The sequence below is a fragment of the Streptomyces luteolifulvus genome, from assembly GCF_008806595.1.
Lineage (GTDB): Bacteria > Actinomycetota > Actinomycetes > Streptomycetales > Streptomycetaceae > Streptomyces > Streptomyces luteolifulvus.
In genome coordinates, this window is record NZ_VZRB01000039.1 from 8371 (window position 1) to 23867 (window position 15497).

Below are 15497 nucleotides of genomic sequence, written 5' to 3' on the forward strand. Positions count from 1 at the left end.
ATCCCGAGAGAGAAGTAGGTCATGAGCATCGCCCCCGAAACGCGTACCGCCCCCCGAGCCCTGGACCGTCCGTTGCCGCACGGAAACGCCTGCGACCTCGAAGTGTGGCTGACCGAACGGGTGGCCTTCCATCTGCACCGCACACCCGACGAGATCGACCCCGACACCCCGCTCGCCGACTACGGCATCGACTCCGTCGCGGCGATCAGCATCTGCGGCGAGATCGAGGAGCACCACCGGCTCGCGGTTGCCCCCACCATCGCCTACGACTTCCCGACCGTCCACGAGATCGCCGGTCACCTCGCCGAACGCCTGGCCGACAGGGCGAAGCCCGACGAGGTCTCGACATGACCGAGCGTGAACCCATCGCGGTCGTCGGTCTCGACTGCCGCTTCCCCGGCGCCCGCGACGCCCAGGAGTACTGGTCGCTCCTCATGGACGGACGTGACGGCACCGAGCGCGTGCCCGAGCAGCGCTGGGACGCCGACCGGTACCACGCCCCACCGCCCGCCTCCCCGCAGAGCACCCACGAGGCCCGGCCGCCGGGCCGCACCAACACCGTGCGCGGTGGCTTCATCGCCGACCCCGACGCCTTCGACCCCGCCTTCTTCGGGATCGCACCGCGGGAGGCCGCCGCCATGGACCCGCAGCAGCGGCTGCTGCTGCAGTGCTCCTGGCGGGCCATCGAGGACGCCACGCTCGCCCCGCAGGAGCTGGCCGGCACCGAGACCGGTGTGTTCGTCGGCGTGATGGCCAACGAGTGGGCGTATCTGCACCTGACCGACTACGACCGGATCACCGCCCGCTACGGCTCCGGCAACGGCTACTTCATGGGCGCGAACCGGGTCTCGTACCACCTCGACCTCAGGGGCCCCAGTCTGGCGGTGGACACGGCCTGCTCCTCCTCGCTCGTCGCGGTCCACCTCGCGGTGAACTCGCTGCGCGCCCGTGAGTGCGACCACGCCCTCGCGGCCGGCACCAACCTGATCATGACGCCGGTCATCAACATCTTCTACGCCCAGGCGGGTCTCTCGGCGCCGGACGGCCGCTGCAAGCCGTTCAGCGCCGCAGCCGACGGGATCGGACGGGCCGAGGGCGTGGCGGTCCTGGTGCTGCGCAGGCTGAGCGACGCCCTGGCGGACCGTCAGCCGGTGTACGCCGTACTGCAGGAGACCGGGATCAACCAGGACGGCCGCAGCAACGGCATCACGGCGCCCAACCGATGGGCGCAGCAGCAGCTGATCGAGTCCGTGTGGCGGCGGGCGGGCCTGACCGCCGACGACATCCGTTTCGTGGAGGCGCACGGCACCGGGACCCTGCTCGGCGACTTCATCGAGGCCCAGGCGCTCGGCGAGCTGACCGGCGGCCGCAGCGGCGGCAGCGTCGCGCTGGGCTCGGTCAAGAGCAACTTCGGGCACGCCGAGGGCGCGGCCGGGATCGCCGGGCTCGTCAAGGCCGTCCTCGCACTGCACCACCGCACGGTGCCGCCGAGCCGGTTCGCCGACGACGAGAACCCGAAACTGGACCTGGCCGGGCGGCGGCTGTCCCTGCTGAAGTCGCCGCTCAGGCTGCCGTCGGGCACCGTGCATGCCGCGGTGAGCAGTTTCGGGATGGGTGGCAGCAACGCGCACGCGGTGCTGGCCACCGCGCCGCGCGCCGTCCACCGCAGCCGGCACACGGCACCGGGCGTGTTCACCGTCTCCGCCCGCACCCCGGAGCGGCTGCGCGCGAATCTGCTGGCGCAGGCCGACGCCCTGTCCCGGCGTCCAGAGAACCAGCTGGCGCAGCTGTGCTGGACCAGCAACCGCGTCAAGTCCCGGCTGCCGCACCGGGCGGCCGTGGCCGCGGCCGATCTGCCCACGCTGGTCGCCGAGTTGCGCGCGGCCGCCGAACGCGCCGGGGCGTCCCGCAAGGTGGACGGCGGGCGGCGCGGGGCACCGTCGGTGGCGTTCGCCTTCACCGGGCAGGGCGCCCAGCACCCTCGTATGACCGCGTCCTGGTACCGGTCGTGCCCCTCCTACGCCCGCCACCTCGACGAGATCGACCAGCTGCTCGCCCCGCACACCGGGGTGTCCGTGCGCGACCTGGTGCTCGACGGCGACGCGGAGGCCGACCGTGCACGGCTGGCCCAGCCCGCACTGTTCGCCGTGCAGTACGCGATGGCCGCCGCCCTGGACGAGGCCGGGATCAGCCCGTCGTCCGTGATCGGGCACAGCATCGGCGAGTTCGCCGCCGCATGCACCGCCGGGGCACTGGACGCGGCGGACGCGGCGCGGCTGGTCGCCCGGCGCGGGGCACTGATGGACAAGCTGCCCGAGGACGGCGGGATGCTGGCGGTGGGCCTGGCCGCCACGGAGGTCGAACCGCTGCTTTCGGGGCGGGAGCGGCTCGGTGTCGCCGCGGTCAACGGCCCGCACGCCACCGTGATCGCCGGAGACGCCGACCAACTGGCCGCGGTGGAGAAGGAGTTGGCCGAACGCGAAGTGTCCCTACGGCGACTGTCCGTCTCCCACGCCTTCCACTCGCCGTTGATGCGGCCCGTGGTCGAGGAGTTCCGCCGCGAGTGCGCCGACGTGTCCGACCGGCGGCCCGCGCTCCAGGTCTACTCGACGGTGTACGGCCGGGCGCTGACCGGCGAGGAGACCCTGGACGCCGCCTACTGGGCGCGGCAGATCACCGAGCCCGTCCGGTTCGCCGAGGCCGCGGGCGCTCTCCTCGCCGACGGCGTCACCCATGTGGTGGAGATCGGCCCGCGCGCGGTGCTCACCCCGCTGCTCGCACGGCTGCGCGCGGACGGGGACCACACCGTGAGCCTGCACAGCGCACACCCGGGCGAGCACGCCCCCGCCCACCGCCCCCAGCAGCTGTTCGGGGAGCTGTGGTGCGCCGGTCTCACACCGGACTGGAGCCTGCTCTACGCCGAGGCGGACCGGGTGCCCCGCCGGCTGCCGCCGTATCTGTTCGACGACTCGTTCCGCTCCTGGCGCTCCGGCGGCGCGCCGGAGCGTGCGGAAGCGTCCGCGCCGACCGTCCCCCCAGGCGCGGACTCCCCCGCGGTACCGAGTGGCGCGGACCGCGGGGAATCGTGCCCGCCGGCCCCCGCGGCCGGCCTGCCCGACTCCGTCGCCGCACTGACACACCAATTGGTGTGCCGGGTCGGCGGGCACGACCCGCAGCGGGTGCACGACCACGACCGGCTCCACGAGGACCTGGGCTTCGACTCGATCCGCGTCATGGAACTCAAGACCCGGATCGAGGACGCGCTGCCGCAGCTCGGGCCGCTCCCGATCGAGGACCTCCTGGCCAACCTGCGCACCGTGGCCGACCTCGTCGGCCATCTGCGCGGCCGGCTCGCCGACGGCGCCGCCCCCGCCGCACCCGCGACTTCGGAAGGAACACGCTGATGGCCCCGCCCACCGCGTACCTGGCCTCGGTCGGCACCTGCCTGCCCGGGGACCCGGTGGACAACGCGACCCTGGCCAAACTCGTCGGCGTCGACGAGACATGGGCCGAGATGTTCATCGGCAACACCAGCCGGTACTTCGCCGTCGACCTGGCGACCGGCCAGGTACGGCACACCCTGGCCGACATCGCGACGACCGCCGCCGACCGGGCGCTGGCGGAGGCGGCCCTGGAGCCGGGCGACATCGACTGCGTCGTCATGGGCACGGCCACCCCCGACCATCTGATGCCCGCCACGGTGAACCTGGTCGCGGACCGGCTCGGCATCGACAACGTCCCGACCTACCAGCTCCAGTCCGGCTGCGCCGGCGCCGTACAGGCCCTGGACGTGGCCCGCACCCTGCTGCTGGCCCGGCGCTGCGAAACCGTGCTGGTCATCGGCGGCGACGTGTGCGCCAAACATCTGGAGACGGACTTCGACCCGGGCAGCCGTACCTCCGCCGAACTCGTCAACTACGTCCTGTTCGGCGACGGGGCCGGCGCGGCCGTCCTCAGCACCGAGGCCATGGGCCAGGGCATCGCGATCCGTCAGGTGCTCAACCGGCTGGTGGGCCTCGGCCGCGAGCCCGGCCAGGTCATCGACTGGTTCGGGCTCGGTGACCGGCACAGCGACCGCACGGCCGTCATGGAGGACTACAAGGCGATCGAGGAAGCGGTGCCGGTGATGGCCCGGCAGATGTTCTGGGAACTCCTCGACGACCTCGGCTGGGGTGCCGACGGGCTGGACTTCCTGCTGCCGCCCCAGCTCTCCGGCCGGATGAGCGACCGCATCTCCGCAGGCATGCCCGCCCCGGACGCCCGGCGCATCAACGTGGTGCGCACCGTCGGCAACAACGGCAACGCCCTGCCGTTCCTGCAGCTCGACGAGTTGCTGCGGCGGTGGGAGGAGCCAGGGCGTGCGGTCGCGGTCGCCATCGAGTCCAGCAAGTGGATCAAGTCCGGTATCGCGCTGGAGCGTTCATGAACGAGACCGAGAACCGCAGCCGGGACGCCTTGGGTACCTGGCACGACCCACAGGCCCTCGCCACCCTGCGCGCCCTGCACCGGTCGGGCGCCCTCGCCGTTCAGTACGCGCGGGTGCAGGCCCTGCTGGCACGTATGCCCGCGACCGATCTGCCGGCCGCCGGGCAGCTGCTGGCCCGGCTCGACCCCAAGGAGGTGTGCCGGCACGCCGATGTGCCGGTGGTGACCGTCGCTGTCACCGGCCACTCCACCGTGGCCCCGCTGGTGGCCCCCCTCACCGCCGAACTGGCGCGGCACGGGCTGCTGTTGGAGGCCAAGGTCGCACCGTACGGCTCGTATCTGCAGGATCTGATGCGGCCCGCGGCGGTCGGCGAGGACCAGCCGCAGCTCACGCTCTGCCTGCTCGACGCGCACACCGTCTTCGACGACGTCACCGTGCCCTGGCGGGTCGAGGACGTCGAGGCCGCCGCACGCGCCCGGCTCTCGCTCCTCGCCGGCGCCGTGCGCACCCACCAGGAGGCCGAGCGGGGCCTGCTCGTGCTCAACACCGTCCCCCTGCACCGGCGTTACACCCAGCAGCTGATCGACCTGCGCTCCCGTGCCCGGCTCGGGGCGGTGTGGCGGGAGTTCAACCGCGGGCTGCTGGCGCTGGCCGAGCAGCACCCCGGGGTGGTCACGGTGGACCTCGATCCGCTGGTGGCCGAGGGCGTTCCGGCCTGCGATCCCCGCACCGCGCAGTACGCCCGGGCCCGGCTGTCCGACGCGCTGCTCGCCGCCTACGCCCGGGAGGCCGCCCATGTCGTCCGCGCCCGTCTGGGCCGCACCCGCAAGTGCCTGGTGCTGGATCTGGACGGCACGCTGTGGGGCGGGGTGCTGGGCGAGAACGGGCCCGGCGGCGTCGAACTCGGCAGCGGGCTGCGGGGCGAGGCCTTCCAGGAGTTCCAGCGGGTGCTCGGGCAACTCGGTGCCCAGGGCGTGCTGCTGGCGGTCAGCAGCAAGAACGACACCGACGCGGTGCAGGAGGCGCTGCGCACCCATCCGGCCATGGTGCTGCGCGCGGAGGACTTCGTCCGGGTCAACGCCAACTGGAAGGCCAAGCACGACAATCTCCGCGACATCGCCGACCGGCTCGGGCTCGGTCTGGACAGCTTCGTCTTCGTCGACGACAGCCTCTTCGAGTGCGGGCTCGTCGCCGAGCAGCTGCCTGAAGTCGCCGTCGTGCGGGTCGACGAGGAGCCCGCCCTGCACCCCGCGGCGCTGCTGGCCGACGGCTGGTTCGATCTGTTCGAGCTCACCGAGGCCGACCTGGAACGGGCCGGCCGCTACCGCACCGAGGCGCTGCGGCAGGAGTTCCGCGAGGACATCGGCTCCTACCAGGACTATCTGGAGGGACTCGGGCTGGAGGTCGTCCTGCGGCCGCCGGACGACGCGGAGATCGGCCGGGTCTCCCAGCTGACGCTGCGCACCAACCAGTTCCACCTGGCCACCGAACGCCTGCAGATTCCACAGGTGTCGGCGCGGATGGAGCGCCCGGGACAGTACGTCCTCGCGGTGCGGGCGCGCGACCGGTTCGGCGACCACGGCCTGGTCGGCGCCCTGTTCCTGCGGCGCGACGCAGAAATACTGCGCATCGACAACTTCGTGCTGAGCTGCCGGGTGTTCTCCCGGGGCATCGAGAGCGCCTGTGTGTCGGCGGTGCTGGAGTTCGCCCGGGACACCGGCGCCCGCGCCGTGACGGGCCGCTACCAGCCCACGCCCCGCAACACCGCCTTCGCCTCCTTCTACGCCGAGCACGGCTTCGCCGTCACCGGCACCGACCCGGACGACCCCGACACCGTGGTCTTCCGGCACGCCCTGGGCGACATCGCCCCCGCCCCCGCCCATCTGCGGCTGCAGGCCGCGTTCGGGCCGTTCGACGGAGTCCCCGTATGACCACCGCCCTCGCCGACACCGAAGAGTTCCGCATCCTGCTGGAGGACGAACTGGGCCTGGACATCCGGGCCGAGGACCTCGACCGGCCCTTGGACGACTTCCCCGAATGGGACTCCGTGCTGCTGTTGCGGCTGGTGACCGTGGTGGAGAGTCTCGTCGGCCGGCGCATCCCGGTGGTCGACCTGCTGGAGACGAGGACGTTCCGGCAGATGTACGAGGTGGTGGTGGGCCGGTGACCACGCACCAGGCCGATCCGGCCGCCGCCTCCGAACCCGCGGCCCTTCTGCACTTCCACGCCCTGTTCCTGGACACCCAGCTGGACCTGGTCCTCTCCCCCGGCCTCGGCAGGCGGATGCGGGCTGCCTTCGCCCGGCTCGTCACCGGGGGCGGGGACGGGGACGGGCCGAGCGTCCAGGGCGGGTGCGGGGTCACCGCATGTGTCCCGGAGCAGGCACATGTCCCCGAAGAGGAGGGACAGACACGTGTCCCCGAAGAGAAAGGAACAACCCGGTGATCCCGGCAGCCGAGTTGCGCAGGTTCGGCCTCCCGCACGCCTACGCCCAGGGCATCCCCGCGGATGTCGTCCACCGGGTGATGGGGAACCTCGGTGAGGACACCCAGGACGACAATCCCGGGCGCTGGACCCACGAGTGGTCGTCGCTCGCGCTCGCGGCCGAGGCACGCGGCCGCGATCTGGAGGCGGTCCGCTACTACACCATGGCCCGCTTTCCGTACGTCGACGGCCCTGACCGGGAGGCGGCGCAGCGGGCCGGTGTGGAGGCCTTCGACCGCTGGCGCAAGCGGGTCCGCGGCATCTCCCGGCTGGACCTGCCCTTCGACGGGGCGGGATTCGCCTGCTGGGCGGCCGGTCTGTCCCAGCGCAACCGGCTCCCGCTGATCCTCGTCCTGGGCGGCATCACCAGCACGAAGGAACAGTGGGCCCCACTGCTCGCCGACGCCGGCCGGCTCGGCGCGGCCGTCGTGGTCACCGAACTGCCCGGCGTCGGCGAGAACACCCTCACCTACGGAACGGACAGCACAGGCATGCTCACGTATCTCGTGGACCTGCTCGGCCGTGCCGCCGACGCCTCCCGCACCTGCGTCGTGGGGCTGAGCTTCGGCGGGCATCTGGCCCTGCGGCATGCGCTGGCGGACAACCGTGTGCAGGGACTGGTCAGCGCGGGGGCGCCGGTACGCGACTTCTTCATCCGCGCCGCGCACCACGTGCCGCTGCCCCGCCTGATGACGCTGACCCTCTCCCATCTGACGCGGACGCCGGTGGACCTGCTGCCGGCCTCCCTCGCCGACTGGGCCGTGGAGGAGGAGCGGCTCTCCCGGCTGCGCACCACGGTGGCGTACGCGGCGGGCCGCGACGACGAGATCGCGCCGCCGTCCGACGTCCGGTTGCTGGAGCGGAGCGTGCCGCATCTGCGCCTGGTCGAGACCGGCTCCCTCGGCGGCCGGCCCGAGCAGGCGGCCGAGACCCGGCTGTGGCTGCTGTCGCAGGCGCTGCGCATGGTGGGTACCGCGAGTGCCGTGCGCCGGGCGGCCTCGGCCCGGGCCCGGGTCCTGCGCGCGCGTCGCCGTCTCGCCGGTACGTCGGCCGGGGCTCCGGCATGACGACCACGGCCGCGGTGTCCTGCCTCGGCCGGGAGCCCCTCGAGGACGCCCGGCTGCGGCTGTTCTGCTTCCACCACGCGGGCGGCGGCGCCTCCTTCTTCAGCTCGTGGGCCGGGCGCCTGCCGCCCGGTGTCGACGTGCTGCCGGTGCAGTTGCCGGGCCGTGAGGCGCGCTATCGCGAGCCCCGCTTCCAGGACGCGGGGGAGGTGGTCGGGGCCCTGGGGCGCGAGCTGGCGCCCCGGCTCGACGAGGGGCCCTGGGCCGCGTACGGGCACAGCATGGGCGCGATGGTGGCCTTCGCGCTGACGGCGGCCCGGCTGCGCGAGGGCGGCCGTCCTCCCGAGGCTCTGTTCCTCGGGGCGTACGCGGCCCCGGTGGCGGCGCCGACGCTGCCGCCGCCCGACCGCTACGACGACCGCGAACTGGCCCGTCTGCTGGTGGACTTCGGCGGCCTGAGTCCGCAGTTCCTCGGGCGGGACGACTGGCTGCGGGTGCTGCTGCCGATCCTCCGCGACGATCTGCGGATCTGCGCGAGCCACCATCGGGCGGGGCTGCCGGACCCGGACGACGAGTGGGCCCGGCTGCCGCTGCACGTCGAGGCCTTCGCCGGCGCCGACGACCCGCTGGTGCGCCCGGACGCGGTGCGGGCCTGGGGGCGGTATGTGCACAGTTTCCGTATGACGACCGTCCCGGGCGGTCACTTCTTTCCCCGCCAGGCGCCCGACCCGTTCTTCGGTCATCTCAGCCCTGCGCTGGCCCGGCTTCTCGCGGCACCGGGCGCACCACCCGCGGCACCCGGCTGATCCGCCGCTGGATGTCGTCGGCGTTCTTCGCGTACAGCGAGCGCTGTTCCTGAACGCCGGGCATGACCCATTCCGGCCGTGACGAGGCGTCGGCGAAGCGCAGTCCCCGGGTGTGCGGGCGCACACCGGTCAGGGTGAGCGCGAAGGGCTCCAGGTAGTCGATGCCGCCCTCCGAGGTGAGCCGGAAGGGCCGGTCGTGGCCCGGGTAGACCACGTCGGAGACGGTGAGGACCCGCTCGATGCTGCGGGCGGCCAGGTCGGCGTCCCAGAACACCAGGGGGTTGCGTTTGGTGCGGGCGACGTACGCGAAGTGCAGGGCGTCGCCGGTGATGGTGGCGCTTCCCCGGTCGGTCTGCACGATCACGCCGATGCTGCCGGGCGAGTGTCCCGGCAGGCCGATGATGTCCACTCCGGGGATGATCTCCTCCCCGTCCTTGACCTCGCGGACGGGGAGTTGCTCCAGGAGCAGGCCCGTCCAGGCGGGCGTGGCCCAGTCGTTGGCGTGCGGGGTGTGCGCGTAGCGGCGCTCGTCGGGGTGGAGGACCAGGGTGGCGTTCGGGAACAGGTCGATGTTCTGGACGTGGTCCCAGTGGGCGTGGGTGAGGACCACGGTGTCGATGTCCTGGGCGTCGAGGCCGTGTGCGGCGAGCGCGTTCCACAGGAAAGGGCGGCGGCCGACGTGGGCGGCGTCGACGAGGATGTTCCGGTGCCGTCCGGCCGTGTCGGGGCCGCGGACGAGGAACACTCCGCAGAAGGCGGGATAACCCTGGTCGGTGTCGAGGGCGAAACCGGGCAGGAGGATGTCGATCGTCGGCATGGAACTCCCTTGGTCCATGGGCGGGTTGCCCGCTGTCACTGGCCGTGCAGGGCGGTACGGATCGCGTCGAGGCAGGCCGGATTGACGAGGGTGGACAGGTCGCCGGGCGTCTCGCCGGTGACGAGGCTGCGGACGAGCCGCCGCATCACCTTGCCGTTACGGGTCCTGGGCAGCTCCGGTACGGCGATCACGCGGCCGGGCCGGAACGCCGGGCCGAGCGCGTCGGCCACCCGCCCGCGGATCCGCTCGAGTTCCGGTGGGCCGAGGGTCCGCCCGGCCTCGGGGACCACGAAGCACCACAGGGCCTGGCCCTTGACGGGGTGCGGTATCCCCACGGCCGCCGTCTCGGCCACGTCCGGGTCGCCGACGACGGCGTCCTCGACCTCGGCGGGCCCCAGGCGTTTGCCCGCCACCTTGATGACGTCGTCGAGGCGGCCGTGGACGAACCACTCCTCGCCCGTCCGGGAGACGAGGTCGCCGTGGGACCAGCGGCCGGGCCTGCTGCCGAAGTAGGTGTGGACGAAGCGTTCGCGGGCCCGCCACAGCCCCCGGGTCATGCCGGGCCAGGAGCGCCGCACGACGAGTTCGCCGATCCGTCCTTCGGGCGGCTCGGCGCCGTCGTCGTCCTCGATGGCCGCGTCGATGCCCAGGCAGGGCCCCGAGAAACTGCACGGTGACTGGGGCAGGGTGGGCGCGCTGGCGAGCAGGGAGCCGCCGACCTCGGTGCCGCCGCAGATGTTGATCACGGGGCAGCGTTTGCCGCCGAAGTCGGCGAAGTACCAGCGCCACGCGTCCTCGGTCCATGGCTCGCCGGTGGAGGCGAGGACCCGCAGCCAAGGGGGTGCGGCCGGCTGCTTCAGGTCACGGCCCATCAGCATGCGGGACAGGCTGGGCGAGCTGCCGAAGACGGTGACCCGGTGCTCGTCCAGCAGCCGCCACAGACGGGTGGCGTCCGGGTGGTCGATCGCGCCTTCGTACGCCAGCACGCAGGCGCCGGCAAGGGTGGCGCCCACGGCGACGAGCGGGAACATGATCCAGCCCGGGTCGGTGACCCAGAAGGCCACGTCGTCCGGCCGCAGGTCGAGGTTGTACCGGGTCTCGCTGCCGACCTGGACGGGGAAGCCGCCGTGGGTGTGGATCGCACCCTTGGGGCGGCCGGTGGTGCCGGAGGTGTGCAGGAGGAGGAAGGGGGCTTGTGCGGGGCGCGAGACGGTTGCTGCGGGCTCGGTGTCGGCGAGCCGGTGCCAGGTCGTCGTGGCGGGCTCCGTGGGCGCGGGCCCGCTGCCCGGCTCCTGGAGAACCCTGCTGCCCGACTCTTCGGACACGACGACGAGATGACGTACGCACCTGGCTTTCCGAAGAGCCGTACGGGCCACCGTTTCCATGTCGTGCCTCCGGCCGTGCCGGGTGGTGGCCGCGGCGGTGACCAGGACCCGCGCGCCGGCGTCGACGAGGCGTATCGCGATCGCCTCGGCGCCGAAGCCGGAGAACAGCGGCACCAGGACGGCACCGATGCGGGCGCAGGCGAAGAGCAGGACGAAGGCCTCGGGACCGGGCGGCAGATACCCGGCCACCCGGTCGCCCTCCCTCACCCCGAGGCCGAGCAGTCCGCCCGCCACCCGGGCACTGAGGGCGGCGACGTCGTCGTAGGTGAGGACTCCCCCGGTGCCGTCCTCGCGTTCCCAGCGCAGTGCGGGCGCCGGTCCGCTGCCCTGCCGCAGATGGCGGTCGAGACAGGAGTCGACGAGGTTGGTGCGTCCACCGGGGAACCAGCGGGTGAAGGCGATGCCCCCGGTGTCTTCGCACACGCGCGTGGGACGCGTGTGCCAGACGATGCCGATGTCCGCCGCGGCCCGGTCCCAGAACCACTCGGGGTCGGCGGCTGACCTGGCCTGCAGTTCCCGGTACCCGCCGGCGACGCCGTGGCTGCGGCAGAAGGCCGCGATGTTGCCGTGCTCGGTGAACTCCGGTGTCGGATGCCAGACGTAGGCACTCATCGGGTCCCGCCCGGGTTCTCGATCAGTGCGGCGATGCCCTGCCCGCCGCCGATGCATAGGGCGACGACGCCCAACCGGCCGCCGGTGCGCCGCAGTTCGTACGCCGCCTTGAGCAACAGGACGGTTCCCGTGGCGCCGACGGGATGGCCCAGGGCGATCGCCCCGCCGTTGGGATTGACACGGTCCGGATCGAGCTTGAGTCCGTCCATGACGGCCAGGACCTGGGCCGCGAACGCCTCGTTGAGTTCGATCACGTCGATCGCGTCGGGGGTGAGGCCGTTACGGCGCAGCAGGGTGCGGATCGCCTCGGCCGGAGCGACGCCCATGATCTCCGGCTCCAGCGCGGTGACGACCGCGTCACGCAGCCGGCACAGCGGTGCCGCGCCGGGGACGAGGTCGGCCGAGCGCATCAACAGCACGGCGGCGGCACCGTCGTTGATGCCGGCGGAGTTCCCTGCGGTGATCGTGCCGTTCTCCGAGAAGACGGGAGCCAGGCTCGTGAGCTTCTCCACCGTGGTGCCGGGCCGGGGGTGCTCGTCCCGCTCGACGACCCCGTCCCGGGTGGCCACGGGCACGATCTGCTCGTCGAAGCGTCCTTCGTCGACGGCGACCGCGACCCGGCGCTGGCTCTCGGCCGCCCACCGGTCCTGGCGCTGCCTCGAGATGTGGTACCGGTCCGCCACCACCTCCCCCGTCATGCCCATCGGGTAGCCCCCGAAGGGGTCGGTGACCAGGGAGATCGTGCCGTCGACGATCGGTTCACCCGGTACCTCGTCACGGGCTCGTTCGCGGTAGTCCAGCAGGGGTTGACGGGTCATCGACTCGTTGCCGCCCGCCACGACGACGTCGGCCTCGCCGAGGGTGAGGCTCTGCGCGGCCGACCAGACGGCCTGGAGCCCGGACCCGCACAGTCTGTTGACGTTGTACGCGGTGGTCGTCACGGGCAGTCCGGCGGCCAGGCACGCACGCCGGGCGTTGAAGGCGTCGGGGCCCACCTGGCCCACACAGCCCAGGACGACCTCGTCCACGGCGCCGAGGTCCAGCCCGCCGCGGGCGACCGCCTCGTGGATCACGAGTGCGCCCAGCCGGTGCGCGGGAGCCGAGCTCAGTGCGCCCTTGTACCGGCCGATCGGGGTACGCGCCCCGTGGACGACGGCGATGTCTACGGGCATCGGGGGTCACTCCTTCGCTGAGGGCTCCGTGTCCGGGCCGGACGCGCTGGACGCACTGGCCGTCGTGGAGTCACTGGCTGTGGGCGTGGCGGGGTGTGCGGCGAGCAGGGTGAGGGCGTCCCGGTCGGGTCGGATCAGGAGCGCCGAGAGCACGGCACCGGCGATCAGCAGGCAGGCGGCCAGGTCGAAGGCACGGCCGTAGCCGACGGCCTCCGTGGGCGCCGCGTCGATGATCCGCCCGGTGACATAGGGGGCGAGCAGGCTGGAGAGAGCGGCGAGGGCGTATGACAGTCCCAGGGCGGCGCTGCGCCGGCCGGCCGGGCAGATGTCCGCGATCGCCGCATTGGTCAGCGGGGTCTGGCCGTTGCCCGCGGAGAACGCCAGGACCAGCAGCGGCAGCAGCAGGGCGGCGGGACCGACCCGGGTCGCGAGCAGCAGACATACGCCGGCGATGAGCGGCAGCAGCGCGCCGACCAGTCCCTGTGCGACCCGGGCGGTCACCCCTCTGCGCAGCAGCCCGTGCGCGACGGCTCCTCCGGTGAGGACCAGGACGGCCATGGACAGGGCGGGCAGTCCGATGATCCCGCTGATCTCCGTGTCGCTGAAGCCCGCCTGCTCCTCAAGGAAGAGGGGCAGCCAGGCGAACCCCAGGGAGAGCGTCCACATGACCGCGAAGGTGGAGAAGGTCGCCCCGAGCCAGGTGCCCGTGGTGACGATGCGTCGAAAGGGGGCGGCGGGACGCTGCCCGGCGGCCTGTGCCGACCGGGCGTCCTCCATCGACGGGGCATCCGGTACTGACGGGGCATCCGGTGCCGACGGGGTGTCCCCTGACGACGGTTCGTCATCCGCAGGTCCCGGACCCAGGTGTGCGCTGTACGGCCCACCACCTCCGACCCGCATCCAGACGAGGGTCCACACCACGCCGACGACCCCGAGCAGGCCGAACGCGGCCCGCCAGCCGAGGGTGTTGCTGACCAGGAGGACCAGCGGGGCGGCCAGGACGGTGCCGCCCGCGCCGCCCGCGACCACGACGGCGGAGGGCAGGGCGCGCCGCTTGGCCGGAAACCAGGTGAACGCGGTGTAGTTGGCCAGCGGGAAGCCCGGCCCCTCGCCCGCACCGAGCACGATCCGGGTCGCGACGAGCGCGCCGAACCCTGAGGCGGGGAGGAGGATCGGCATTTGCGCCGCTGCCCAGACCAGGGCGAGCACGGCGAGCAGGGGCCGGGGGTGGATGCGGTCGCCGAGGAAGCCGACCGAGACGGCCGAGAGGCTGAACAGGAGGTAGAAGCTGCTGGCGATGGTGCCGAACTCGGTGGCGGAGAGCCCGAGGTCGTCCCTGATGGGGTCCGCGGTCAGGCCGAGGACGGCCTTGTCGGCGGCGTTGACGACGATGAACAGCGCCAGCAGGGCGAGGACGGTGCGCGCCCGGCGCCGGTTGCCGGCTGCCGTGGTCGGCACGGTGCCCGCCTCGACGGTCATGCGCGGGCCAGCCGTTCGTCGAGCCAGTCGAAGACTCGCTGGTGGAAGCGGAATGCCGCGCCCTCCTGGCAGTGTTCACCGGCCCCTTCGGCGGCGGTGAACACCATCAGGTCCTTCTGGCAGCGCAGCGCTTGGTGCACCCGCTGCGCCTCGCCCTGGAAGACGAGGTCGTTCTCCGCGTCGAGGACGAGCGTGGGGCAGGTGAGGTGTTCGACCGTGGCGTCGAGGTTGCACGGCGCGCAGGCGCGCAGCGCCTCGGGGGGCGTCTTGGCCCCGAAGACCCACATGCCGTGCTGCAGGAACCAGCGCACCCGGGTGCTCTGGGCCATGCTGACGGCCAGCGCGGGCCCGGCCACGTCGTCCCGGCCGTCCGTCACCCACTCGCCGAGGTAGGGCGGAATGCCGCGGAGGGGGACCTCGTAGAAGTCGTAGATCCCGTTGTGCAGGACGCATGCGGCGAAGCGGTTCTCGAAGGCGGCGGCGCGGGCGGCCAGCAGTCCGCCGAAGCTGGTGCCGAACAGCACGAGGCTTCCGGGGTCCGTCTCCGGGCGGGTCAGGGCGTGGTCCACGACGGGTGTGACCACGTGTTCCCAGTCCGGCCGGAAGAGCAGTCCCTGCTCCCGCCGGACGGACTGCTGGCCTGGTCCTTCGAAGGCGAGCACATGGTAGCCGCGGCGCAGCGCCCCGCCGGCCACCATGAAGTACAGCTCCTCCAGGGTGGAGTCGTAGCCGCCGTGGTGGATCAGGGTGGGCCGGCGGCGGCCCGTGTCGTCCGCGAGGAACAGATATCCCGGCAGGGTGGTGTCCCCGTAGGGGATCCGCAGGGGCACCACGGGGGTGTCGAACAGCTCTGCTGCCTCTGCGAACGTCTGCCGCGAGCACCGGGCGAGCCGGGCGGACTCGGGGTCGCCGTCCCGGTCCTCGACGCGGAAGAAGTCGGCGGTGCGGTAGTAGTTCGAGGCCCTGAGGAAGGCCTCGCGGGCGCTGACCCGGTGGCCGGCCGCGAGTGCCTCGGCACCGATGTGCCGGAGGCGTTCGGCGACCGCGGTCCACTCCCGGTACCAGGCCGCCTCGTCGCCTTCGGGGATGTTCCGGCAGGTGACCAGGACCTCGCCGAGATCCGCGCCGGCGTAGGCGGCGTGCCCGGCCGTGCGCAGCGCCTGGAAGGAAAACGCCGCGTCGTCGAAGAGGAACTTCATCGGGACCCCTTTCCCGAGACGGAACGGAACAGGTCCGTTCCGTCGCGCGGAAC

Annotated in this window: 13 protein-coding genes; 8 read left to right on the forward strand and 5 right to left on the reverse strand. The window is 72.8% G+C overall.

Annotated features, from left to right (window positions below; translation table 11 throughout):
* Positions 1 to 21 precede the first annotated feature (21 nt).
* Genes F7R91_RS34955 through F7R91_RS34990 form a run of 8 tightly spaced genes read left to right on the forward strand, consistent with a single transcriptional unit; the run spans position 22 to position 8780 of the window.
* Positions 22 to 351, forward strand: a complete 330-nt coding sequence (locus tag F7R91_RS34955) for an acyl carrier protein (RefSeq protein WP_150956509.1) — start codon at positions 22 to 24, stop codon at positions 349 to 351.
* Positions 348 to 3404 carry a type I polyketide synthase gene (locus F7R91_RS34960; protein ID WP_150956512.1) on the forward strand — a complete coding sequence of 1019 codons (3057 nt, stop codon included), beginning with the start codon at positions 348 to 350 and terminating at the stop codon, positions 3402 to 3404. The genes F7R91_RS34955 and F7R91_RS34960 overlap by 4 nt, the downstream gene beginning before the upstream one ends.
* Positions 3404 to 4426, forward strand: coding sequence for a 3-oxoacyl-ACP synthase III family protein (locus tag F7R91_RS34965; RefSeq protein WP_150956514.1), 1023 nt, complete (start codon positions 3404 to 3406; stop codon positions 4424 to 4426). Before F7R91_RS34960 ends, F7R91_RS34965 begins: the two co-directional genes overlap by 1 nt.
* Positions 4423 to 6357, forward strand: coding sequence for an HAD-IIIC family phosphatase (locus F7R91_RS34970; protein WP_150956517.1), 1935 nt, complete (start codon positions 4423 to 4425; stop codon positions 6355 to 6357). The genes F7R91_RS34965 and F7R91_RS34970 overlap by 4 nt, the downstream gene beginning before the upstream one ends.
* On the forward strand, positions 6354 to 6593 hold the full coding sequence (locus F7R91_RS34975; RefSeq protein WP_150956520.1) for a phosphopantetheine-binding protein: 240 nt from the start codon (positions 6354 to 6356) through the stop codon (positions 6591 to 6593). The genes F7R91_RS34970 and F7R91_RS34975 overlap by 4 nt, the downstream gene beginning before the upstream one ends.
* Positions 6590 to 6871 (forward strand): hypothetical protein, encoded by a 282-nt coding sequence (locus F7R91_RS34980; RefSeq protein WP_150956523.1) that lies wholly within the window; start codon positions 6590 to 6592, stop codon positions 6869 to 6871. Before F7R91_RS34975 ends, F7R91_RS34980 begins: the two co-directional genes overlap by 4 nt.
* A complete protein-coding gene (locus F7R91_RS34985; protein ID WP_191971778.1) occupies positions 6868 to 7977 on the forward strand; it encodes an alpha/beta fold hydrolase in 1110 nt (369 codons plus the stop codon). The genes F7R91_RS34980 and F7R91_RS34985 overlap by 4 nt, the downstream gene beginning before the upstream one ends.
* The gene (locus F7R91_RS34990) at positions 7974 to 8780 is read left to right on the forward strand and encodes a thioesterase II family protein (RefSeq protein WP_150956529.1); all 807 of its coding nucleotides are present in this window, start codon (positions 7974 to 7976) and stop codon (positions 8778 to 8780) included. Before F7R91_RS34985 ends, F7R91_RS34990 begins: the two co-directional genes overlap by 4 nt.
* Here the strand turns inward: F7R91_RS34990 and F7R91_RS34995 are convergent.
* Genes F7R91_RS34995 through F7R91_RS35015 form a run of 5 tightly spaced genes read right to left on the reverse strand, consistent with a single transcriptional unit; the run spans position 8719 to position 15444 of the window.
* Complete coding sequence (locus F7R91_RS34995) at positions 8719 to 9597, reverse strand: MBL fold metallo-hydrolase (RefSeq protein WP_191971779.1); 879 nt, start codon at positions 9595 to 9597, stop codon at positions 8719 to 8721. The genes F7R91_RS34990 and F7R91_RS34995 overlap by 62 nt on opposite strands.
* Positions 9598 to 9632: 35 nt before the next feature.
* Entirely contained in the window at positions 9633 to 11594 is a 1962-nt protein-coding gene (locus F7R91_RS35000; RefSeq protein WP_191971780.1) for an AMP-binding protein, read from the reverse strand.
* A complete protein-coding gene (locus tag F7R91_RS35005) occupies positions 11591 to 12766 on the reverse strand; it encodes a thiolase family protein (protein WP_150956539.1) in 1176 nt (391 codons plus the stop codon). The genes F7R91_RS35000 and F7R91_RS35005 overlap by 4 nt, the downstream gene beginning before the upstream one ends.
* Before the next feature lie 6 nt (positions 12767 to 12772).
* Positions 12773 to 14245: an MFS transporter gene (locus F7R91_RS35010; RefSeq protein WP_150956542.1), complete on the reverse strand. Its 1473-nt coding sequence runs from the start codon at positions 14243 to 14245 to the stop codon at positions 12773 to 12775.
* Positions 14242 to 15444: an alpha/beta hydrolase family protein gene (locus F7R91_RS35015; RefSeq protein WP_150956545.1), complete on the reverse strand. Its 1203-nt coding sequence runs from the start codon at positions 15442 to 15444 to the stop codon at positions 14242 to 14244. The genes F7R91_RS35010 and F7R91_RS35015 overlap by 4 nt, the downstream gene beginning before the upstream one ends.
* Between the last annotated feature and the right edge of the window lie 53 nt (positions 15445 to 15497).